We start from the raw sequence: 21,082 nt of genomic DNA, 5'->3' as shown, positions 1-21,082 counted from the left end.
GAGAGAAAACTTAGTTGTTCTTGGCTTGAACAGCCTGCGTAAACGCATCAATGATGTGGCGCAGCTGCTTTTGCTTGAGCTTGAGCGAGGCCTGGTTCACCACCAAACGCGAGCTGATGTCGGTGATCTGCTCAACCTCCACCAGATCGTTGGCCTTGAGCGTGTTGCCCGTGGATACCAAGTCGACGATGGCATCGGCCATGCCGGTCAGCGGCGCCAGCTCCATGGAGCCATAGAGCTTGATCATGTCCACGTGCACGCCCTTCTTGGCGAAGAACTCACGGGCAATCGTGGGGTACTTGGTGGCCACCTTCAGGCGCGCGCCCTGCTTGACCGCGTGCGCATAGTCAAATCCATTGCGCACAGCCACGCTCACGCGGCACTTGGCGATCTGCAGGTCCAGCGGCTGATACAAGCCCTGGCCACCGTGCTCGATCAGCGAGTCCGAGCCGGAAACACCCAGGTCCGCGCCACCGTACTGCACATACACAGGGACATCCGAAGCGCGCACCAACACGACGCGAACATCAGGGTGGGTGGTGTCAAAAATCAGCTTGCGCGACTTGTCCACATCTTCCGTCACCACAATGCCGGCAGCGGCCAGCAAAGGAACGGTTTCTTCAAAGATACGGCCCTTGGACAGGGCGATGGTGATGCTCATTGCGACACTCTTTCAATGTCTGCGCCCAGACCGCGCAGCTTGGCTTCCATGCGGTCGTAGCCACGATCAAGGTGATAGATGCGGTCCACCAAGGTTTCACCCTTGGCCACCAAGCCAGCAATCACCAAGCTGGCCGATGCGCGCAGGTCGGTCGCCATGACGGTGGCACCCGACAGGGGCACGCCGCCCACCACGGTAGCCAGACGGCCATCGGTGGTGATCTGGGCGCCCAGACGCATCATCTCGTTGACGTGCATGAAGCGGTTTTCAAAAATGGTTTCTGTCACCGTGCTGGTGCCCTCGGCCACCAAGTTCAGCGCCATGAATTGCGCCTGCATGTCGGTGGGAAAGCCCGGGTATTCGGTGGTGCGAAAGCTTTGCGCCTTCAGGCGGCCCTGGCTGCGCACCCGAATGCCATTCGCCTCGGACTCGATCTGCGCACCAGCTTCCACCAGTTTGTCGATGACTGCACCCAGGTGATCGGCACGGCCATGGCGCAAGAAAGCCTCACCGCCCGTGGCTGCCACAGCGCACAGGAAGGTACCCGCTTCAATGCGGTCTGCCACCACGGCATGCTCGCAACCGTGCAACTGGTCCACACCTTGAATCACGATGCGGCTGGTACCGTGACCGGTGATCTGGGCGCCCATCTTGATGAGCATCTCGGCCAGATCGGTAATCTCGGGCTCCATGGCGGCGTTTTCCAGCACGGTCTCACCGTCCGCCAGGGCCGCTGCCATCAGGAAATTTTCCGTGCCCGTCACCGTCACCATGTCGGTGGTGATGCGCGCGCCCTTGAGCTTGGTCCAGCCCTCAGGCAGGCTGGCGTTCATGTAACCGTTTTCCACGGTGATGACTGCACCCATGGCCTGCAGGCCCTTGATGTGCTGATCCACGGGGCGCGAGCCGATCGCGCAGCCGCCGGGCAGCGACACCTTGGCCTTGCCAAAGCGCGCCAGCAGCGGGCCCAAAGCCAGCACCGAGGCACGCATGGTCTTGACCAGCTCGTACGGGGCTTCGGGGTTGTTCAGCGCACCGGCATCCAGCACCACGGTGCCGTTGTCGTCACGCTCCGCCGTCACACCCATGTTGCGGATGAGCTTGAGCATGGTGGCCACATCTTGCAGACGGGGCACGTTGTGCAGCGTGACCGGCTGGGCCGACAGCAGGGCTGCGCACAGCTCGGGCAAGGCCGCGTTTTTGGCACCGGAGATCAGCACTTCGCCGTGCAAAGGGCGGCCGCCGCGAATGAGGAGTTTGTCCATGGCGTTGGAGCCTTGAATCTAAAAAATTAGTGAAATCTGCCTCTAGCCCTTATAAAACAAGCGCTAGCAGCTATGAATACAGAAGGCGGTTAATCCGCCTTGGCCGCCCATTCTGCCGGGGTATGGGTCTTCATGGACAGCGCATGCACTTCATCCGTCTTGATGCGTTCGCCCAAAGTGGCATACACCAGGCGCTGGCGGGCCAGCAGGCGCTTGCCTTCGAACTCGGACGAAACAATGGTGGCATACCAGTGGCGGCCATCCCCTTCCACGGCCAAATGCTCGCAATGCATGCCGGCGCGGATGATGGATTCGAGTTGATCAGCGGTCATAGTGTTCTCAATGCCACAGCGCGGGCGCTGCAGCTTGTTATAGCAGCGCACCCAAGGGCACGCAGGTTCAATGGCGGATTTTGTAGCCGATGCGCAGCAAATGAATGGCCAGGGCGCTTACCGCCAGCCATGCCACACCCACAATGCCCAAGCTCACCCACGGAGAGATGTCGCTTTGGCCAAAGAAGCCATAGCGGAAACCGTCAATCATGTAGAAAAACGGATTCAGATGGCTGATCTGCTGCCAAAAAGGCGGCAGCGACTGGATGGAATAGAACACGCCAGACAAAAACGTCATGGGCATGATCAGAAAGTTCTGAAAGGCGGCCATCTGGTCGAACTTGTCGGCCCACAGCCCGGCAATCAGGCCCAGCGTGCCCAGCAAGGCAGCGCCCAGCAGCGCAAACACAATGATCCACAGCGGCGCTGCGGCCACGGGCGGCGTAAAGAACAGGGTGACGATGTACACCCCCAGCCCCACGACCAGACCGCGCACGATGGACGAGCCCACATAGGCCGCAAACCAGGCCCAGTGCGACAGCGGTGTCAGCAAGATAAACACCACGCTGCCCATGATCTTGCTTTGCACCAGGCTTGAAGAGCTGTTGGCAAACGCGTTTTGCAGCACGCTCATCATCACCAGCCCGGGCACCAGAAAGGCCGTGTAGTTCACGCCCTCAAACACCTGCACATGGTCTTCCAGCACATGGCCAAAGATCAGCAGGTAGAGCACGGCAGTCATCACCGGTGCAGCCACGGTCTGAAAGCTCACCTTCCAGAAGCGCAGAATTTCCTTGTGGAACAACGACGTCCAGCCCTGCATCTGCGGGAACATCATGCGGCCCCCTTCATGACTTGCAGGAACACATCTTCCAGATCAGCACGGCGAATTTCCATGTCTTCCATCACCACCTGCGCTTGGCGCAGCGTGGCCAAGAAAAGCTCAATATCGTGCGGCCCTTGGGCCGGCAGCTGTACCACGCGCCCCGTCACACGTGCCAGCGGCGCCAGGCTGTCCGGCAGCGCGCTATCAGTTTTGAACTGCAGCACATTGGAAGACGCGGTTTTCAGCAGGTTGGACGTGTCATCCAGCGCCACCACATTGCCGTGCTTGAGCATGGCAATGCGGTTGCACAGTGCCTCTGCTTCTTCCAGGTAGTGCGTCGTCAGTAGCACGGTGTGGCCTTGCTTGTTGAGGTTGGCAATGAAGTGCCACAGCGTCTGACGCAGCTCCACATCCACGCCGGCCGTGGGTTCATCGAGCACAATGATCGGCGGCTTGTGGACCAAGGCTTGGGCCACCAGCACCCGGCGCTTCATGCCGCCCGAGAGCTGACGCATATTGGCGTTCGCCTTGTCGGCCAGGCCCAGGCTTTCCAGCAGCTCGTCAATCCAGGCATCGTTGTTCTTGACACCAAAGTAGCCGGACTGCAGGCGCAAGGTCTCGCGCACATTGAAAAACGGGTCAAACACCAACTCTTGCGGCACCACGCCCAGCTGTTTGCGGGCGGCGGCAAAGTCTGCCTGCACATCCTGGCCCATGACCGTGATGCGCCCGGCGCTAGGTTTAGTCAGCCCCGCCAAGATGCTGATGAGCGTGGTCTTGCCCGCGCCATTGGGGCCGAGCAGGCCAAAGAACTCGCCCTCGGCAATTTCCAGGCTCACCGCATTGAGCGCCTGAAAATCACCTTGAGAGGTTGCGTAGGTCTTGGAGACAGATTGGATAGAGACGGCTGGCATGAGAGCCTGACATTCTAAAGGCGCCGTGGCTGCGCCGGCCGTGCCACGGTCTTGCGCGATTTACGCAGGCTGGGCTGCCGAAGCGGGGTCCAGCAAAGGCATCACCCCGTACACCTGCGCCAGCGACTGCAGGCTGGACGTCCATCCCTGCACCTGCAGTGTTTGCTGCTGGTGCTGCGCCGCACGGCGGCAGGCCAGCAGCAGCGCCAGACCCGCCGAGTCAAATGACTGCACCGCAGATGCATCCAGCACCACCGCAGCCCCCTGGGGCAATGCCCGCATGCTTTGCAGCAGCTGTGCCTGGGCCACCACCACGGATTCGGCCGTCAACACAGCAGGCAGTGCAATCGTATGGCTCATGGCAAGGCTTTACTTGGAGGTCTTGGCATCGGCCGCCATGGTGCGGCTGGACAGGGCGCTGATCAGGCCGTCAATGCCGCCCTTGTTCAGCTCCTGGGCAAACTGGGTGCGATAGGTTTCCACCATCCACACACCCAGCACGTTCAGGTTGTAGATCTTCCAGCCCTTGCCATCGGCGTTTTCCAGGCGGAAGTCCAGCTGCACGGGCTCACCCTTGCCATGCACTTCGGTGCGCACCAGCACATCCTTGTCGTCTGCGGCGGCGCGCAGTGGCTTGACTTCCACACGCTGGTCGCTCACCTGCTTGAGGGCGCCCGCATAGGTGCGAATCAGCATCAGCTTGAACTCTTGCTGCAGGCGCTCGCGCTGCTCAGGCGAGGCCTGGCGCCACTGGGGTCCCACGGCAGCCGAGGTCATGCGGCGGAAATTAACGTGCGGCATGACGGTGGCATCCACCACCTGTGAAATGCGCGCGATATTGCCGCTGCGCAGCGCGGGGTCGGCCTTGATGGTTTCCAGCACATCGGCCGACAGGCGCTTGACCAGCGCATCTGGGGTTTCAGTGGCAGCTTGTGCCCAGGTAGGCGCCGCCAGCGAAAGAGCAGCAGTGGCGGCCAACAGGCCAGCCAGCGTACGGCGTTGCATCATTGTGATTCCTTTCTCGGCAGGGACTACGCCCTGCACATACACGCTCAGTCGTCGTAGCTTTCGACGCGACCTGCGTTGTCGTCATTGTGTGGCTGTCCGGCTGCATCGCGCTGTTTCAAATAGAAATCCCGCATCAGCGCATAGCGATCCAGTGCGGCAGCATCCAGCGTGTCCGAGGCATTGAGCAAGCTGGCACGTTTGCTCACAAGGCTCAAGCCCGCCAGGCTGTTGCGGTGCGAGACGGGACGCAAGTCCGCCAGCACATAGCCTTGCCAGTCCACCGGCAGAGCTACCGTATCACGCACCGTGGAAGGGCCCAGCAACGGCAGAACCAGGTATGGGCCGGGCTTCACGCCCCAACTCCCCAGGGTCAGGCCAAAATCTTGCTTGTTACGAGGCACTTGCATCTCGGTCGCAATATCCAGCAAGCCGCCCAGGCCCAAAACGGTATTCGTGGTGAAGCGCACCATGTGGTTGTAGGTCTGCTCGCCATTGCCTTGCAGCACATGGTTCACCATCGACCACAGATCACCCAGGTTGGTGAAGAAATTGCTCACCGCCGTGCGCACGGGCGAAGGCGTCACCGTCTGGTAGGCCGTGGCCACCGGCTTGAACACTGCCTCATCGACCGCGTCGTTGAACTTGGTCATGGAGCGGTTGTAGCCCTCGTAGGGGTCTTGCGGGTGGCTCGCCTGGGTGGACGCGCAACCCGCCAGCACCGCAGCCATGCCCAACACACCTGCCACACCGGCCTGGCGCATGCGCACCGACACGGTCCTTGAATTCTTGCTCATCGTGATGCCTTTCTTATTCGTTGTTATTTCGCTGCCCCGTCGGCGCCGCCTTCTTCCGCCTTGCTGTAGAGGAACTGCCCAATCAGATTTTCCAGCACCACGGCCGACTGTGTCGCCGTGATGCGATCGCCCTCCGCCAGGTTCGCGTCATCGGCACCAGCCTCAATGCCCACGTACTGGTCACCCAGCAAGCCACTGGTCAGAATTTTCAGCGAGCTGTCCTTGGGAAAGCCGTAGCGTTTTTCCATCGCCATGTGTACGGTGGCCTGAAACGTCTTGTCATCAAACGTGATGGCTTCGACGCGCCCCACCACCACCCCCGCGCTTTTCACCGCGGCTTTGGGCTTCAAGCCCCCGATATTGTCAAAACGTGCAGTGACCTTGTAGCTTTCCTGAAAGCTCAGGCTCAGCAAATTGGCCGACTGCAAGGCCAGAAACGCCAGCGCCAGCGCGCCAACCAACACAAAGAGGCCGACCCATACGTCGTTTTTAGATGCCTGCATAACTAATCCTTATCAATCTTTGCGCTTCAGATGCTGAACATCGAAGCGGTGAGCAAGAAGTCCAGCGCCAGCACCGCCAGCGAGGCCACCACCACGGTCCGTGTCGTGGCACGGGAGACACCCTCGGGTGTCGGCTTGGCCATATAGCCCTGGTACAGCGCCACAAAGGTGACTGCTACACCAAACACCACGCTCTTGATCACGCCATTGCCCAGGTCATACCACCAGTCCACACCGGATTGCATCTGGCCCCAGAAGGCCCCGCCATCCACCCCGATCATCACCACGCCCACCAGCCAGCCGCCGATGACGCCGACCGCCGAGAACACGGCCGCCAGCAGCGGCATGGTCACAATACCGGCCCAAAAACGGGGCGCCAGAATGCGTTTGACAGGGTCGACCGCCATCATCTCCATGGCCGACAGTTGCTCCCCCGCCTTCATCAGGCCAATTTCGGCGGTCAATGCCGTGCCTGCACGGCCGGCAAACAGCAAGGCGGTGACCACCGGCCCCAGCTCGCGCAGCAAAGACAGCGCGACCAGCAGCCCCAGCGCCTCGGCCGAGCCATAGCGCTGCAAGGTGTAATAGCCCTGCAGCCCCAGCACAAAGCCAACAAACAGGCCCGAGACCGCAATGATGGCCAGCGAGTAGTTGCCCAGAAAGTGAATCTGATCGCCCAGCAGGCGAAAGCGCCGCAGCGTCGCAGGCAGCATGCCCAGCAGACGGACAAACAACTGGGCCGACAAGCCCAGTGCCACCAGTTGCTGGCGCACACCCAGCCCCAATGTCGCCAGCGCCTTCATGCGCGACCTCCAAAGTCTTGTTCCAGGCTCGGTGCCGGGTAGTGGAAAGGCACGGGCCCATTGGGGCGCGCATGAATGAACTGCTGCACCAGCGGGTCAGGGTTGGCACGCACAGCATCGGGCGTGCCCTGGGCGGCAATCCCGCCTGCGCCCAAAATCACTACGTGGTCGGCCACATGGAAGGTTTCTTCCAGATCGTGGGAGACCAAAATACTGGTCAACCCGAGGGCATCGTTGAGTGTACGGATCAGCCGCGCTGCGGTGCCCAGGGAAATCGGGTCCAAGCCTGCAAACGGCTCGTCATACATGATGAGTTCGGGGTCCAGCGCAATGGCGCGGGCCAGCGCCACGCGCCGGGCCATACCGCCAGAGATTTCGCTGGGCATCAAATCCCGCGCCCCACGCAGGCCCACGGCATGCAGCTTCATGAGCACGATGTCGCGCACCATGTCTTCGGGCAGCTGGGTGTGCTCGCGCAGCGGGAAGGCCACGTTGTCCAGCACGCTCATGTCGGTGAACAAGGCGCCAAACTGAAACAGCATGCCCATGCGGCGGCGCATGGCGTACAGCTGCCGGGCATCGGCGGCGCCCACATCCTGCCCGTCCAGCAGCACCTGGCCTTGCTGGGCCTTGTTCTGCCCGCCGATCAGGCGCAGCACGGTGGTCTTGCCGCCACCGGAGGCACCCATCAGCGCTGTCACTTTGCCGCGCGGCACCTGCAGGGAGACATCGCGCAGGATGGTGCGATCACCATAGCCAAAGGTGACGTTGCGCAGCTCCACTAAAGGGGCAGGATTACTCATGCGATGCAAATTTCAAAAATAGGGAAAGCGATATTGTGCAGACAAGCCGTCCGTCACACGGAGTTTCCAACATGACACACATACATCAACGTATGTTTCCAAACGCAAGAAACACCCAGAAAAAAATATAAACCATAGCTAACAGCGCTTGCTGCTGCGTGGTTTAAAGCCAATTTCACATAAAAAAACTGCAGCCTCGGCTGCAGTTTTTTTACAACATATTCTGCAAGAAGGCTTTCGTCCGCTCGTGTTGCGGACTGGCAAAAAAGGCTTCGGCCCCATTCTGTTCAACGATGTAGCCCCCATCCATGAAGATCACACGGTTGGCGACTTCGCGGGCAAAACCCATCTCGTGGGTCACCACCAGCATGGTCATGCGGTCTTCGGCCAGCTCACGCATGGTGCGCAGCACTTCACCGGTCAGCTCAGGGTCCAGAGCAGAGGTGGGCTCATCGAAGAGCATGATGTCCGGGTCCATGGCCAGTGCACGGGCAATCGCCACGCGTTGCTTCTGGCCGCCCGACAGGCGGTTGGGATAAGCGTCACGCTTTTCCAGCAGACCGACTTTCTGGAGCAGCGCCTCCGCCTTGGGCACGATCTCATCGCGCTTCATCTTCTTGACCAGCATGGGCGCCTCAATGATGTTCTCCAGCACCGTCAGGTGCGGGAACAGGTTGAAGCTCTGGAACACCATGCCCATCTTGCGGCCGATGCGGCGAATTTCGGGCTCCGCCACGTAGTGCGCCTTGCCCTCACCTGCGGAGCGGGCCAAGGGCTCGCCTTCGATCAGGATGGTGCCGCGGTCAATGGTCTCCAGGTGGTTCAGGCAGCGCAAAAACGTGCTCTTGCCCGAGCCCGAGGGGCCAATCACGGCCACCACTTCGCCACGCTTCAGATCCAGCGAAACCCCGCGCAGCACTTCATTGCCGCCAAAGGCCTTGTGAATGGCCTGTGCGGAAATCATTACATCAGGCGTCGTACTTGGCATAACGCTTCTCCAGGTACTGGAAGCCCCAGGTCAACACCAAGGTCATCACGAGATAGAAAGCAGCGGCCACGATGAACGGCGTGGTCGTGAAGTCGCGCTGGACAATGCCGCGCGCGGCGCGCAGCAGGTCATTGAGGGCCAGCACATAAATCAGCGAGGTGTCCTTGACCAGGGTGATCGTCTCATTGGACAGCGGCGGCAAAATGCGCGGCCACACCTGGGGAATGACGATGCGGCGCATGGTCTGGCCATAGCTCAGGCCCAGCACCTTGGCACCTTCGTACTGGCCCCGGTCGATCGACTGGATGCCCGCACGGAAAATTTCGGCAAAGTACGCCGCGTAGTTCAGCGTGAACGCCACGATGGCGGCGGGGTAGTCGTCAAAACGAATACCGATCACGGGCACAAACGGCAGCGCAAAGTAGATGAACAGCATCTGCAGCATCAGCGGCGTGCCGCGCATCAGCCAGATGTAGCCGCCCACCAGCGCACGCAACCCGGCAAAGCGGGACAGGCGCACCAGCGCCAGCACCAGGCCCAGCGGAATGGACAGCACCAGCGTGATGGCGAACAGCTTGAGCGTCACCATCGCGCCTTGCGACAGTGGCCCCAATAGGGAAATAACGTAATCCATGGAAAAGCCTTCAGCGCGACCGCTTGGCGGGTGTCGCTGGCACAAAGAGGTGCCCCGCTGCACCCCGAAAAGGGGTGCCAACAAAAAACACCGGCGTGGCCAAGGCGGGCCACGCCGGTGTGTGGTCAAGCGCGAAGCTTACTTGACAATGTTTTCACCGAACCATTTCTTGGAAATTTCGGCAGCGGCGCCATCGGCCTTCATGTCCTTGAGGGCTTGGTTCACCTTGCCCAGCAGCTCGGTGTCGTCCTTGCGGAAGCCCACGCCGTAGTCTTCGGTGCCGAAGTTGTCTTCCAGCACGGTGTAAGTGTCAGCCTTCTTGGCCACGTGGAAGCGGCCAACGACCTCGTCTACCACCACAGCGTCCAGACGGCCTGTTTCCAGATCCATCAGGGCAGTGATGTTGTCACCAAACTGCTTGAATTCCTTGAAAGACTTGAAGACTTCTTCTTCCTTCTTCATCGCATCCACAGCGGAAGACGACTCTTGCACGCCCACCACCTTGCCAGCCAGACCCGCCTTGTCCTTGATGTCGGAGCCCGTCTTCACAATGATGATCTGGCGGTTGGCCATGTAGGGATCGGTGAAGGCAATGTGCTGCTTGCGCGATTCCAGGATGGTCAGGCCGTTCCACAGCACATCAATGCGCTTGCCGTTCAGCTCGGCTTCCTTGGCGCTCCAGTCGATGGGCTTGAATTCCACTTCCATGCCCAGGCGCTTGGTAGCTTCCTTGGCCATGTCGATGTCAAAGCCCACCAGCTCGTTCTTCTCGTCGCGGAAACCCATGGGAGGGAAGTTGTCATCCAGACCAACCACGATCTTGGTCACTGCCGCTGGAGCGGGGGCAGCAGGCGCTGCGGCAGGCGCAGCAGGTTCAGACTTGCCGCAAGCAGCGAGGATGGCAGTCAGGGCCAACGATGCAAGAAGGGTACGTTTTTTCATGGCTTCAAAGTTGAGGAGGAAAAACCGAATGGGCCAGCAAAACAGGGGCTCCGTGTAAACCCGAATCCCTGTATGCCGCGATGGCCGAATCCGTTATTGTCACCCAGACAAGCCTAGGTTGCTACCGGTCTGGGCCATAACCACGCATGCAAACCACATGCCTGCGCAATTTCGACACACTTGCCCATGGCTGCCACCGTTCTTCCCGCCCCGCTGCTGCAGGCCTACCATGCCACCCAGTACCGCCTTCACCACTGCGACTGGTATTTACAGCTGGACCAGCGCCAGCCCGTGCTGGCCAGCCACTACCAGCGCCACGCCGTGCAGTGCGCCAGCTACCTGACCGCCTGCAACCCCCTGGGAGAATTACTGCCCGATCACCTGAACGAACGCCGCATGGCCCAGCTGCGCGAGGCCCTGCAGCGTGCCGGCTGGGCCTGGCTAGACGGCCGTGGCCACGACACCAGCGGTGACTGGCCCGGCGAAGACAGCGTGCTGGTCTGGGGCATGAGCGAAGCCACCGCCCGCGCCTGGGGCCAGCAATGGAACCAGAACGCCGTGGTGCACTGCGGCCCAGACATGGTGCCGCGCTTGCTACTACTGCGCTAAAGCGGCGCCTCACCCGCTTTAGCACCTAAAAAGAGAGCTGCTTGCGCGCGTTTTTCTTGGATTTCACTGGATAAAGCATCCAAATTGCAGAAAACACGGGTGCTAGCCGCTCCTTTTTCTGATAACCACATCCACCCAGACATAAAAAAGGGCACCCTCAGGTGCCCTTGTCTGGTGCGCTCGGGGCCAACCCCGCCTGCGGCTTAACGGGGCAGCGTGGTCGCGCCCATCAGGAACTCGTCCACCGCACGTGCAGCCTGGCGGCCTTCGCGGATGGCCCAGACCACCAGCGACTGGCCACGGCGCACGTCACCGGCCGCAAACAACTTGGGCACGCTGGTGGCGTAGCCACCTTCGGCTTCGGTTGTTGCCTTGGCGTTGCCACGCTGGTCTTTGTCCACGCCAAAGGCGTCCAGCACGGTTTGCACGGGGGAGACAAAGCCCATGGCCAGGAACACCAAGTCGGCCTTGATGATCTGCTCAGAGCCTGGAACTTCGGTCATCTTGCCATCCTTCCACTCCAGACGCACGGTCTTCACCGCGGTCAGTTGGCCCTTTTCACCAATGAATTCCTTGGTGCCAATGGCGAACTCACGCTCGCAACCTTCGTTGTGGCTGGAGCTGGTACGCAGCTTCAGCGGCCAGTAAGGCCACACCAGCGGCTTGTTCTCTTGCTCGGGCGGCATGGGCATCAGCTCGAGCTGCGTCACGCTCACAGCGCCATGGCGGTTCGATGTACCCACGCAGTCAGAGCCGGTGTCGCCACCGCCAATCACCACCACGTGCTTGCCGTCGGCGCGAATCTGGCCCTTGAGCTTGCCATCGCGCGTCACCTTGTTTTGCTGGGGCAGGAACTCCATCGCAAAGTGCACGCCCTTCAAATCGCGGCCGGGCACAGGCAGGTCACGCGACTGCTCAGCACCGCCGGTCAGCAGCACGGCATCAAACTCGGCCATCAAGGTTTCAGGGGCAATGGTTTCGGTGGCCCAGTTGGTCACCTTGCTGTCTTTGCCCAAACCGTCTTTGCCCGCCACCAGCACGCCGGTGCGGATCTTCAGGCCTTCGGCCACCATCTGCTCGACACGGCGGTCGATGTTGGCCTTGTCCAGCTTGAAGTCGGGAATGCCGTAGCGCAGCAGGCCGCCGACTTGGTCGTTCTTTTCGAACAAGGTCACGTCGTGGCCCGCACGCACCAGCTGCTGGGCCGCGGCCAAACCTGCAGGGCCAGCGCCGACCACGGCCACCTTCTTGCCCGTCTGCGTCTTGGGCAGTTGCGGCTTGACCCAGCCTTCTTCCCAGGCGCGGTCGATGATGGCGTGCTCGATCGACTTGATGCCGATGGGGTCATTGTTGATGTTCACCACGCAGGCGGCCTCGCACGGTGCGGGGCAGATGCGGCCGGTGAACTCGGGGAAGTTGTTGGTGCTGTGCAGCACCTTGATGGCGTTGGCCCAGTCACCGCGGTACACCAGATCATTGAAGTCTGGGATCACGTTGTTGATGGGGCAACCGTTGTTGCAGAAAGGGGTGCCGCAGTCCATGCAGCGCGCACCTTGAATCTTGGCTTGCTCGGGGGTCAGGGCGATGACGAACTCTTTGTAGTTCTTCACGCGCTCGGCCACGGGCAGGTAGCCTTCTTCAATGCGTTCGTATTCCAGAAAACCGGTGGTCTTTCCCATGATGTCTATTCCTTCAATCTGTGTTCGCTTAAGAGCAGTGCGGTGGCGGGCTGGGCCTGCGCCACCGCTTCAGGCTGTGATTACTTCGCGGCTACTGCTTCTTTTTGAGGAGCTGCTGGCGCTTTCGCTGCTTGCGTTTCCTTTTGTTTGCGTTCATAGATCTCGCCGAGTGCACGCTGGTACTCGGTCGGGAACACCTTCACGAACTTGGCACGGGCTGCACCCCAGTTGTCCAGCAGATCGCGGGCACGCTGCGATCCGGTCCAACGGCTATGGGCTTCCACCAGTGCACGCAGCTGCTGGTCGTCGCTTTGGTCGTTGTGCCAGATGCCACGCGCCACGCTGGCGGTGAACTCTTCATGGGGCAGCACCTTGTCCAACTTCACGCTGGCGGTGTTGCAACGCTGGGCGAACTGGCCGTCTTCGTCGTACACATAGGCCACGCCGCCGCTCATACCGGCCGCGAAGTTGCGGCCTGTCTTGCCCAGCACCACCACGGTACCGCCGGTCATGTATTCGCAGCCGTGGTCACCCACGCCTTCCACCACTGCCGTGGCACCCGACAGGCGCACGGCAAAACGCTCGCCCGCCACGCCAGAGAAGAAGGCCTCGCCACGGGTCGCACCAAACATCACGGTGTTACCCACGATGGTGTTGGCCGTCGACACGCCACGGAACTCATGGCTGGGGCGCACGATCACGCGACCACCCGACAGGCCCTTGCCGGTGTAGTCATTGGCTTCACCGGTGATGTTCAGTGTGATGCCCTTGCACAGGAAGGCGCCGAAAGACTGGCCACCTGTACCTTCGAAGTGGATGCGAATGGAGTCATCCGGCAAACCTTCGGGGTGCACCTTGGTGACCGCGCCCGACAACATGGCACCGACGGAGCGGTTCACGTTCTTGGCCACTTCCATGATGCGCACCTTCTCGCCATTTTGGATGGCGGGTTGGCAGCGCTCAATCAGCTTCACATCCAGCGCCTTGTCCAGCAAGTGGTCTTGCGAGGCCACATGGAAGCGGGGCACATCGGCAGGCACGGCAGGGATGGCAAACAGACGGCTGAAGTCCAGACCCTGGGCCTTCCAGTGTTCCACGCCCTTGCGGGTGTCGAGCAGATCGGTACGGCCCACCAGCTCGTCAAACTTGCGGATACCCAGCTGGGCCATGATCTGGCGCACTTCTTCGGCGATGAAGAAGAAGTAGTTCACCACGTGTTCAGGCTTGCCGGTGAACTTGGCGCGCAAGACGGGGTCTTGCGTAGCCACGCCCACAGGGCAGGTGTTCAGGTGGCACTTGCGCATCATGATGCAGCCTTCGACCACCAGCGGTGCAGTGGCGAAGCCGAATTCATCGGCACCCAGCAGGGCACCGATGACCACGTCGCGGCCGGTCTTCATCTGGCCATCGGCCTGCACACGGATACGACCGCGCAGGCGGTTCAGCACCAGGGTTTGCTGGGTTTCAGCCAGGCCGATTTCCCATGGGCCACCGGCATGCTTGATGGACGACAGGGGCGATGCGCCCGTGCCGCCGTCGTGACCGGCGATCACCACGTGGTCGCTCTTGCACTTGGCTACACCTGCGGCAATCGTGCCCACGCCGACTTCAGACACCAGCTTCACAGAAATGTCAGCGTGCGGCGCCACGTTCTTCAGATCGTGAATCAGCTGGGCCAAGTCCTCGATCGAATAGATATCGTGGTGGGGAGGTGGCGAAATCAGGCCCACACCCGGCACCGAGTAACGCTGCATACCGATGTACTCGGACACCTTGCCGCCAGGCAGCTGACCGCCTTCACCGGGCTTGGCACCTTGGGCCATCTTGATCTGGATCTGATCGGACGACACCAGGTACTCGGCAGTCACACCGAAGCGCCCCGAAGCCACTTGCTTGATCTTGGAGCGCAGGCTGTCACCGTCACGCAGTTCGATATCGGATTCGACCTGCTCCTTGCCGATGATGGATGCCAGCGATTCGCCCTGCTTGATCGGGATGCCTTTCAATTCATTGCGGTAGCGCTTGGGATCTTCACCACCTTCGCCGGTGTTGCTCTTGCCGCCAATGCGGTTCATGGCCACGGCCAAGGTAGCGTGAGCTTCGGTGGAGATCGAGCCCAGCGACATCGCACCCGTGGCGAAACGCTTGACGATCTCGGCAGCCGATTCCACTTCGTCCACGGCAATCGCGGTTGAGGGGTCGCACTTGAACTCGAACAGGCCGCGCAGCGTCATGTGGCGCTTGGTCTGATCATTGATCAGCTGGGCATATTCCTTGTAGGTGCTGAAGTTGTTCGAACGGGTCGAGTGCTGCAGCTTGGCAATCGCATCGGGCGTCCACATGTGCTCTTCACCACGGGCGCGCCAGGCGTATTCACCGCCGGTTTCCAGCATGGTTTCCAGCAGCGGGTCGGCGCTGAAGGCGGCCACGTGGTTGCGGATGGTTTCTTCGGCGATCTCGAACACGCCGATACCTTCCACGCGGCTGGCGGTGCCGGTGAAGTACTTGTCCACGGTGGCGGTGTTCAGGCCCACGGCTTCAAACAGCTGCGCGCCGCAGTAGGACATGTAAGTCGACACGCCCATCTTGGACATGATCTTGGACAGGCCCTTACCAATCGCCTTGACGTAGTGGTAGATGGCCTTGTCTGCCGACAGATCGTCACCCAGCTCTTGGTGCATCTCGGCCAATGTTTCCATGGCCAAGTAGGGGTGCACGGCTTCTGCGCCGTAACCTGCCAGCACGGCAAAGTGGTGGATTTCACGGGCGGTGCCCGTCTCCACCACCAGACCGGTGGTGGTGCGCAGGCCTTCACGCACCAGGTGCTGGTGAATGGCCGACAGCGCCAACAGCGCAGGAATCGCAACCTGGGTGGCCGACACATTGCGGTCGCTGATGATCAGGATGTTGGCGCCGCCCTTGATCTCATCCACCGCATGGGCACACAGCGAAGCCAGCTTGGCTTCCACGCCCTCACGGCCCCAGCTCAGCGGGTAAGTGATGTCTATGGTCGCGCTCTTGAACTTGCCGTGCGTGTGCTTTTCGATCTCGCGCAGCTTGGCCATGCCCTCGAAGTCGAGGATAGGCTGGTGCAGTTCCAGGCGCATCGGTGGATTGACCTGGTTGATGTCCAGCAGGTTGGGCTTGGGGCCCACAAAGGACACCAGCGACATCACGATGGCTTCGCGGATGGGGTCGATCGGCGGGTTGGTCACCTGCGCGAACATCTGGCGGAAGTAGTTGTACAGCGGCTTGTTCTTGCTGGACAGTACAGCCAATGGGCTGTCGTTGCCCATGGAGCCCACGCCTTCTTCACCGTTCTTGGCCATGGGCGCCAGCAGGAACTTGATGTCTTCCTGGGTGAACCCAAAGGCTTGCTGACGCTGCAACAGGCTCAGCTCGGACTTGGCAGGCGCGACGAAGTCGGCGGGCACTTCCACCTGGTCAAGCTTGATGCGCAGGTTTTCAATCCACTGCTTGTAAGGCTTGGTATTGACGATGTTGGCCTTGAGCTCATCGTCTTCAATCATGCGACCTTGTTCCAGGTCGATCAGCAGCATCTTGCCGGGCTGCAGGCGCCACTTGCGCACGATCTTGCTGTCTGGCACGGGCAACACACCGGCTTCGGAAGCCAGGATCACCATGTCATCTTCGGTCACCACATAGCGCGAAGGGCGCAGGCCGTTGCGGTCCAGCGTGGCACCGATCTGGCGGCCATCGGTGAACACCAGCGAAGCTGGGCCGTCCCAGGGCTCCATCATGGCGGCGTGGTATTCATAGAAGGCGCGGCGGCGCTCGTCCATGGATTCGTGCTGCTCCCAGGGCTCTGGGATCATCATCATCACGGCCTGGCTGATAGGGTAGCCCGCCATGGTCAGCAGTTCCAGGCAGTTGTCGAAGGTGGCCGTGTCGGACTGGCCGGCAAAGCTGATGGGGTAGAGCTTTTGCAGATCTTCCGCCAGCACGGGCGATGCCATCACGCCTTCGCGCGCCACCATCCAGTTGTAGTTACCACGCACGGTGTTGATTTCACCGTTGTGGGCCACGTAGCGGTAGGGGTGGGCCAGTGGCCACTCAGGGAAGGTGTTGGTGGAGAAGCGCTGGTGCACCAGACCAATGGCCGATACGCAGCGCTGGTCTGCCAAATCCAGATAGTAAACACCCACTTGATCCGCCAGCAGCAAGCCCTTGTACACCACGGTACGGCTGCTCATGCTGGGGACGTAATACTCTTTGCTGTGCTTGAGGCCCAGATCCTGGATGGCCGCACTGGCCGTCTTGCGGATCACGTACAGCTTGCGCTCCAGCGCGTCCTGCACGATCACATCGTTGCCACGGCCGATGAACACCTGGCGCAGGATAGGTTCCTTTTCGCGCACGGTGGGCGACATGGGCATGTCGCGGTTCACCGGTACATCGCGCCAGCCCAGCAGCACCTGGCCTTCGGCCTTGATGGCGCGCTCCATCTCTTGCTCGCACGCCAGGCGCGACGCATGTTCCTTGGGCAGGAACACCATACCCACACCGTATTCGCCAGCAGGCGGCAGTTCCACGCCTTGCTTGGCCATCTCTTCGCGGTAGAGCTGGTCGGGAATCTGAATCAGGATACCTGCACCGTCACCCATCAGCGGGTCGGCACCCACCGCACCACGGTGGTCGATGTTTTCGAGGATCTTCAGTGCGCCCAGCACGATGTCATGGCGCTTCTCACCCTTGATGTGGGCGACAAAGCCCAAACCACAGGCATCGTGTTCATTGCTTTTGGCGTACAGGCCGGTTTCTTGGAGGTGTGCAATTTCTGCAGCCGTAGTCATGGCGCTCTTCCTCTTATATCAATCGCAGGGAGTGCGAGATTACGACCAGGCATCAAGCTATGCAAGAAAATTTAATTAGGGTCAGATACTAATTTAAATGCACCAAAACGAAACAAAAAATAAATTAGGGACATATTTAAAAAACCAACAAAAACAACACGCTTAAAAATCAAGATTCACAACAGGCACCAAATCGGTGCCAGAGACCACCCGTCTTATTCAGCTTTTTCACCAAGCTGGGACACGGGTCGCCCCGCTTTCTGGCGCGACAAACGCCGCTCGGTGCGCTGTTGCAGGCCCTGTACAAAGCTTTCACCGCCCAACACCCAGCCCTTGAGGGCCGCGCCCAGCACCACCTCCACCACCTCTTCGGTGGCACCACGGTCAAGCAACAAGGCATAGGCGGCTTCGCGGGAAAACGGCGTGTCGCCCAGCCGCCAATACGCTGGGTGCAGGCGCAGCATGCCGTCGATTTGTGCACCTGCGTTGTGGCGCGCACTGCTCCAGCCGTAATCCACGGCGCGCCCACTCATCCCTTCGGTCACGGCCTGGTTCTCCAGCACCACCATGGCGGGCAGCATCCAGGCCTGGGGCTCCAGCACCGTGGCGCGATAGCGCCCTTCCCACAGCGTGCCGCTGCGCCCGTGGCGGTTGTTGAAGGTACGCACATAGCTGCGCCCCACCGACTGCATGAACTGCGGCAGGCTGTCAGCGGTCTCCGGCGTCACCAGCAACTGCATCTGGTTGGGCAGCAAGATAAAGGCGTGAATGTCCACGCCAAAGCGCCGCCCCATCTCGCGCAGCAGGTCTTTCATGCTGGCGTAGTCCTGCGCATCCATAAAAATGGCTTGCAGGTTGTTGCCGCGCTGCACCACATAGTGCGGCATGCCGGGCAAAGTCAGACGGGGAAGTCGGGCCATGGGAATGTTCGATTGCTTGCGTGGCAGGCCCAGCGGCCTGCCCACCCATTATCGGCGCGCGGTGCGCAGCAGCTGTGACACCCCTTGCGCCGTGCGCAGCAGGTGCGGCAGGATGCGCGACTGCATCTCCTGCGCATTCGTGCGGTTGACCTGACCCGACACATTGATGGCCGCCACCACCTGTCCCCGGGCATTGAGCAACGGTGCCGCCATGGAGATCAGGCCCTCCTCCAGCTCCTGGTTGATCAGCGCCCAGCCCTGCTGGCGCACCTGTGCCAGTGCGGCCAGCAAGTCGGCATCTTCCACCAGCGTGTGGCGTGTATAGGCCTCACGGGGGCGAATGGCCATCAGCGCCTGGAGGCGCTCTTCGCTCAGGCCCGCCAACAGCACGCGCCCCATCGATGTCCAAAACGCTGGCAAACGGGATCCCACGCTCAGGTTGGTGCTCATGATTTTGTGGGTGTGCACACGTGCCACATACACAATCTCCAGCCCATCCAGCACCCCGGCCGAGCACGACTCCTGCACCGACTCGGCCAGCGTCTCCATCAGCGGCGTGGCCAGGTTCCACAGCGGCTGCGAACTCAGGTAGGCAAAGCCCAGATCCAGGATGCGCGGCGTCAGCGCAAAGTATTTGCCATCGCTCTCCACATAGCCCAGCGTCTGCAGCGTCAGCAGAATGCGGCGCGCCCCCGCGCGGGTCAGGCCTGTTTGGCTGGCCACTTCGCTGAGGGTCTGCGACGGCGCATCGCTGCTGAACGAGCGAATCACCTCCAGACCACGTGCAAACGACTGCACGTAGCTGTCGCCAGGCTTGTTGTCTGCCGATGGCAGCCCCTCTTTTTCACTGGCAGGGGTTTTCCCTAGTGTGGTTTTTACAGCCGCTTTTTTGTTTTTCTCGTTCATATAATTCTTTCAGCGAACAAATGTTCTTAAAGCGAACATTTTAACAGAGCGCTGTCCGCTCTGGCTGATCTGCTCGACAGGGAAACAACACATGATCAACAAGATTACCGACAGCATCGCGCAAGCGCTGTCAGGCATTCAAGATGGTGCCACCGTTCTTATCGGTGGCTTTGGCACGTCTGGCAACCCGATTGAACTGATCGACGGCCTGATCGCCCATGGCGCGCGTGACCTCACCGTGGTCAACAACAACGCGGGCAACGGCAACGCCGGTCTGGCCGCGCTGCTCAAAAGCGGCCAGGTGCGCAAGATCATCTGCAGCTTTCCCCGCCAGGTCGACAGCTGGGTGTTCGACGACCTGTACCGCAGCGGCAAGATCGAGCTGGAGCTGGTGCCCCAAGGCAATCTGGCCGAGCGCATGCGCGCTGCCGGCGCTGGCATTGGCGCATTCTTTTGCCCCACGGCCTACGGCACCGAGCTGGCCAACGGCAAGGAAACCCGCGAAATCAACGGCAAGCACTACGTGCTGGAGTACCCCATCTACGGCGACGTGGCCCTGATCAAGGCCGAGCAAGGCGACCGCTGGGGCAACCTGACCTACCGCATGTCGGCACGCAACTTTGGCCCCGTGATGGCCACCGCAGCCAAATTCACCGTGGCCACCGTGCACGAAATGGTGGAACTGGGCCAGCTGGGCCCCGAAGCCATCGTCACCCCCGGCATCTACGTGAGCAAGGTGGTGCCTATTGCACGTGTTGCCACGCAAGCTGGCGGCTTCAAGAAATCTGCCTAAAAACAGTTCAAGCGCAGGAGTAATAAGCGTGAGCAGCTATCAAAAGCGTACCAAAGACGAACTGGCACAACGCATTGCCCAAGACATTCCCGATGGTTCCTATGTGAACCTCGGCATTGGCATGCCCACCAAGGTGGCCAACCACATTCCCACCGACCGCGAGATCGTGCTGCAGTCGGAAAACGGCATCCTCGGCATGGGCCCTGCCCCCGCAGCGGGTCTGGAAGACTACGACCTGACCAACGCGGGCAAGCAGCCCGTCACCTTGTTGCCCGGCGGCAGCTACTTTCACCACGCCGACAGCTTCGCCATGATGCGCGGCGGCCATCTGGACATCTGCGTGCTGGGCGCCTTCCAGGTATCGGCCACGGGCGATCTGGCCAACTGGAGCACGGGCGAAGCCGGTGCCATCCCCGCCGTGGGCGGCGCGATGGACCTGGCCGTGGGCGCCAAGAGCACCTGGGTGATGATGGATTTGATGACCAAGACCGGTGAGTGCAAGGTCGTCCCAGCCTGCACCTACCCGCTGACGGGCCTGGCCTGCGTCAAGCGCATCTACACCGAGCTGTGCACGCTGGAATGCACGCCGAGCGGTCTGCGCCTGATCGACCTGGTCGACGGCTTGAGCCACGCCGAGCTGCAAGACATGGTCGGCCTGCCAATTGCCACGGCCTGATTGCTGCCGCCCAGAAATTTATACAAAAACAGCCTCTAGCGCTTATCTAGCAAGCGCTAGCAGCTCTTCTTTTTAAAACTTGGCACTCCCCGCCAAGCGTGACTCGGAGACACACACCATGAGCACCACCCCCGAAGCCTTCATCTGCGATGCCATCCGCACCCCCTTTGGTCGCTACGGCGGCGCACTGTCCAGCGTCCGCACGGACGACC

The 21,082-nt window shown here is 60.9% G+C and carries 21 protein-coding genes; 3 read left to right on the top strand and 18 right to left on the bottom strand.

Features of this window, described 5'->3' with window-relative positions; all coding sequences use genetic code 11:
- Window positions 1–10: 10 nt before the first annotated feature.
- The 14 genes from hisG to AC27VO_RS11730 all read right to left on the bottom strand — a co-directional run bounded on the left by hisG (window position 11) and on the right by AC27VO_RS11730 (window position 10,473).
- Window positions 11–661 (bottom strand): ATP phosphoribosyltransferase, encoded by a 651-nt coding sequence (hisG, locus tag AC27VO_RS11795; protein WP_488666911.1) that lies wholly within the window; start codon window positions 659–661, stop codon window positions 11–13.
- Entirely contained in the window at window positions 658–1,926 is a 1,269-nt protein-coding gene (murA, locus tag AC27VO_RS11790) for a UDP-N-acetylglucosamine 1-carboxyvinyltransferase (protein ID WP_488666910.1), read from the bottom strand. The genes hisG and murA overlap by 4 nt, the downstream gene beginning before the upstream one ends.
- An 89-nt stretch (window positions 1,927–2,015) precedes the next feature.
- On the bottom strand, window positions 2,016–2,258 hold the full coding sequence (locus tag AC27VO_RS11785; RefSeq protein WP_488666909.1) for a BolA family protein: 243 nt from the start codon (window positions 2,256–2,258) through the stop codon (window positions 2,016–2,018).
- A gap of 67 nt (window positions 2,259–2,325) precedes the next feature.
- Entirely contained in the window at window positions 2,326–3,081 is a 756-nt protein-coding gene (locus AC27VO_RS11780; protein ID WP_488667010.1) for an ABC transporter permease, read from the bottom strand.
- 11 nt (window positions 3,082–3,092) lie between these two features.
- Entirely contained in the window at window positions 3,093–3,998 is a 906-nt protein-coding gene (locus AC27VO_RS11775; protein WP_488666908.1) for an ABC transporter ATP-binding protein, read from the bottom strand.
- A gap of 60 nt (window positions 3,999–4,058) precedes the next feature.
- On the bottom strand, window positions 4,059–4,358 hold the full coding sequence (locus AC27VO_RS11770) for an STAS domain-containing protein (RefSeq protein ID WP_488666907.1): 300 nt from the start codon (window positions 4,356–4,358) through the stop codon (window positions 4,059–4,061).
- Between the two features lie 9 nt (window positions 4,359–4,367).
- Window positions 4,368–5,006: an MlaC/ttg2D family ABC transporter substrate-binding protein gene (locus AC27VO_RS11765; RefSeq protein WP_488666906.1), complete on the bottom strand. Its 639-nt coding sequence runs from the start codon at window positions 5,004–5,006 to the stop codon at window positions 4,368–4,370.
- Between the two features lie 44 nt (window positions 5,007–5,050).
- Window positions 5,051–5,800 (bottom strand): MlaA family lipoprotein, encoded by a 750-nt coding sequence (locus tag AC27VO_RS11760; protein WP_488666905.1) that lies wholly within the window; start codon window positions 5,798–5,800, stop codon window positions 5,051–5,053.
- Window positions 5,801–5,823: 23 nt separating this feature from the next.
- Window positions 5,824–6,303, bottom strand: coding sequence for an outer membrane lipid asymmetry maintenance protein MlaD (gene mlaD / locus AC27VO_RS11755; RefSeq protein ID WP_488666904.1), 480 nt, complete (start codon window positions 6,301–6,303; stop codon window positions 5,824–5,826).
- Between the two features lie 26 nt (window positions 6,304–6,329).
- Window positions 6,330–7,106 (bottom strand): lipid asymmetry maintenance ABC transporter permease subunit MlaE, encoded by a 777-nt coding sequence (gene mlaE, locus AC27VO_RS11750; RefSeq protein WP_488666903.1) that lies wholly within the window; start codon window positions 7,104–7,106, stop codon window positions 6,330–6,332.
- Entirely contained in the window at window positions 7,103–7,909 is an 807-nt protein-coding gene (locus tag AC27VO_RS11745; protein WP_488666902.1) for an ABC transporter ATP-binding protein, read from the bottom strand. Before AC27VO_RS11745 ends, mlaE begins: the two co-directional genes overlap by 4 nt.
- Before the next feature lie 211 nt (window positions 7,910–8,120).
- Window positions 8,121–8,897, bottom strand: coding sequence for an amino acid ABC transporter ATP-binding protein (locus AC27VO_RS11740; protein WP_488666901.1), 777 nt, complete (start codon window positions 8,895–8,897; stop codon window positions 8,121–8,123).
- Window positions 8,878–9,531 (bottom strand): amino acid ABC transporter permease, encoded by a 654-nt coding sequence (locus AC27VO_RS11735; RefSeq protein WP_488666900.1) that lies wholly within the window; start codon window positions 9,529–9,531, stop codon window positions 8,878–8,880. Before AC27VO_RS11735 ends, AC27VO_RS11740 begins: the two co-directional genes overlap by 20 nt.
- A 138-nt stretch (window positions 9,532–9,669) precedes the next feature.
- Window positions 9,670–10,473 carry an amino acid ABC transporter substrate-binding protein gene (locus AC27VO_RS11730; RefSeq protein WP_488666899.1) on the bottom strand — a complete coding sequence of 268 codons (804 nt, stop codon included), beginning with the start codon at window positions 10,471–10,473 and terminating at the stop codon, window positions 9,670–9,672.
- Window positions 10,474–10,659: 186 nt separating this feature from the next.
- Between AC27VO_RS11730 and AC27VO_RS11725 the strand changes: the two genes are divergently transcribed.
- Entirely contained in the window at window positions 10,660–11,082 is a 423-nt protein-coding gene (locus AC27VO_RS11725; protein ID WP_488666898.1) for a DUF3293 domain-containing protein, read from the top strand.
- Between the two features lie 203 nt (window positions 11,083–11,285).
- On the opposite strand, the gene AC27VO_RS11720 is transcribed toward AC27VO_RS11725, so the two are convergent.
- From AC27VO_RS11720 to AC27VO_RS11705, 4 genes are all read right to left on the bottom strand, one after another.
- The gene (locus AC27VO_RS11720) at window positions 11,286–12,761 is read right to left on the bottom strand and encodes a glutamate synthase subunit beta (RefSeq protein ID WP_488666897.1); all 1,476 of its coding nucleotides are present in this window, start codon (window positions 12,759–12,761) and stop codon (window positions 11,286–11,288) included.
- 80 nt (window positions 12,762–12,841) lie between these two features.
- The gene (locus AC27VO_RS11715) at window positions 12,842–17,575 is read right to left on the bottom strand and encodes a glutamate synthase-related protein (protein ID WP_488666896.1); all 4,734 of its coding nucleotides are present in this window, start codon (window positions 17,573–17,575) and stop codon (window positions 12,842–12,844) included.
- Between the two features lie 215 nt (window positions 17,576–17,790).
- The gene (locus AC27VO_RS11710; RefSeq protein WP_488666895.1) at window positions 17,791–18,495 is read right to left on the bottom strand and encodes a transposase; all 705 of its coding nucleotides are present in this window, start codon (window positions 18,493–18,495) and stop codon (window positions 17,791–17,793) included.
- Window positions 18,496–18,543: 48 nt separating this feature from the next.
- Window positions 18,544–19,401, bottom strand: a complete 858-nt coding sequence (locus AC27VO_RS11705; protein ID WP_488666894.1) for an IclR family transcriptional regulator — start codon at window positions 19,399–19,401, stop codon at window positions 18,544–18,546.
- 91 nt (window positions 19,402–19,492) lie between these two features.
- Between AC27VO_RS11705 and AC27VO_RS11700 the strand changes: the two genes are divergently transcribed.
- Both AC27VO_RS11700 and AC27VO_RS11695 read left to right on the top strand, forming a co-directional pair.
- A complete protein-coding gene (locus tag AC27VO_RS11700) occupies window positions 19,493–20,194 on the top strand; it encodes a 3-oxoacid CoA-transferase subunit A (RefSeq protein ID WP_488666893.1) in 702 nt (233 codons plus the stop codon).
- Between the two features lie 28 nt (window positions 20,195–20,222).
- Complete coding sequence (locus tag AC27VO_RS11695; RefSeq protein ID WP_488666892.1) at window positions 20,223–20,870, top strand: 3-oxoacid CoA-transferase subunit B; 648 nt, start codon at window positions 20,223–20,225, stop codon at window positions 20,868–20,870.
- The last annotated feature ends 212 nt before the right edge of the window (window positions 20,871–21,082 follow it).

This window comes from Comamonas sp. 14P8.1.4 (assembly GCF_057799285.1).
Note: the sequence above shows the minus strand (reverse complement) of the source record. Positions and strands in the feature narration are given on the sequence as shown.

Bases quoted from the DNA above. Each gene is read 5' to 3' on its own strand.
- AC27VO_RS11765 (WP_488666906.1), bottom strand. From the start codon at position 5,006: ATGATGCAACGCCGTACGCTGGCTGGCCTGTTGGCCGCCACTGCTGCT.
- mlaD (WP_488666904.1), bottom strand. From the start codon at position 6,303: ATGCAGGCATCTAAAAACGACGTATGGGTCGGCCTCTTTGTGTTGGTT.
- AC27VO_RS11770 (WP_488666907.1), bottom strand. From the start codon at position 4,358: ATGAGCCATACGATTGCACTGCCTGCTGTGTTGACGGCCGAATCCGTG.
- AC27VO_RS11710 (WP_488666895.1), bottom strand. From the start codon at position 18,495: ATGGCCCGACTTCCCCGTCTGACTTTGCCCGGCATGCCGCACTATGTG.
- AC27VO_RS11740 (WP_488666901.1), bottom strand. From the start codon at position 8,897: ATGCCAAGTACGACGCCTGATGTAATGATTTCCGCACAGGCCATTCAC.
- AC27VO_RS11715 (WP_488666896.1), bottom strand. From the start codon at position 17,575: ATGACTACGGCTGCAGAAATTGCACACCTCCAAGAAACCGGCCTGTAC.
- AC27VO_RS11775 (WP_488666908.1), bottom strand. From the start codon at position 3,998: ATGCCAGCCGTCTCTATCCAATCTGTCTCCAAGACCTACGCAACCTCT.
- AC27VO_RS11720 (WP_488666897.1), bottom strand. From the start codon at position 12,761: ATGGGAAAGACCACCGGTTTTCTGGAATACGAACGCATTGAAGAAGGC.
- AC27VO_RS11730 (WP_488666899.1), bottom strand. From the start codon at position 10,473: ATGAAAAAACGTACCCTTCTTGCATCGTTGGCCCTGACTGCCATCCTC.
- AC27VO_RS11700 (WP_488666893.1), top strand. From the start codon at position 19,493: ATGATCAACAAGATTACCGACAGCATCGCGCAAGCGCTGTCAGGCATT.
- AC27VO_RS11745 (WP_488666902.1), bottom strand. From the start codon at position 7,909: ATGAGTAATCCTGCCCCTTTAGTGGAGCTGCGCAACGTCACCTTTGGC.
- AC27VO_RS11735 (WP_488666900.1), bottom strand. From the start codon at position 9,531: ATGGATTACGTTATTTCCCTATTGGGGCCACTGTCGCAAGGCGCGATG.
- AC27VO_RS11785 (WP_488666909.1), bottom strand. From the start codon at position 2,258: ATGACCGCTGATCAACTCGAATCCATCATCCGCGCCGGCATGCATTGC.
- AC27VO_RS11725 (WP_488666898.1), top strand. From the start codon at position 10,660: ATGGCTGCCACCGTTCTTCCCGCCCCGCTGCTGCAGGCCTACCATGCC.
- AC27VO_RS11780 (WP_488667010.1), bottom strand. From the start codon at position 3,081: ATGCAGGGCTGGACGTCGTTGTTCCACAAGGAAATTCTGCGCTTCTGG.
- mlaE (WP_488666903.1), bottom strand. From the start codon at position 7,106: ATGAAGGCGCTGGCGACATTGGGGCTGGGTGTGCGCCAGCAACTGGTG.
- AC27VO_RS11705 (WP_488666894.1), bottom strand. From the start codon at position 19,401: ATGAACGAGAAAAACAAAAAAGCGGCTGTAAAAACCACACTAGGGAAA.
- murA (WP_488666910.1), bottom strand. From the start codon at position 1,926: ATGGACAAACTCCTCATTCGCGGCGGCCGCCCTTTGCACGGCGAAGTG.
- hisG (WP_488666911.1), bottom strand. From the start codon at position 661: ATGAGCATCACCATCGCCCTGTCCAAGGGCCGTATCTTTGAAGAAACC.
- AC27VO_RS11760 (WP_488666905.1), bottom strand. From the start codon at position 5,800: ATGAGCAAGAATTCAAGGACCGTGTCGGTGCGCATGCGCCAGGCCGGT.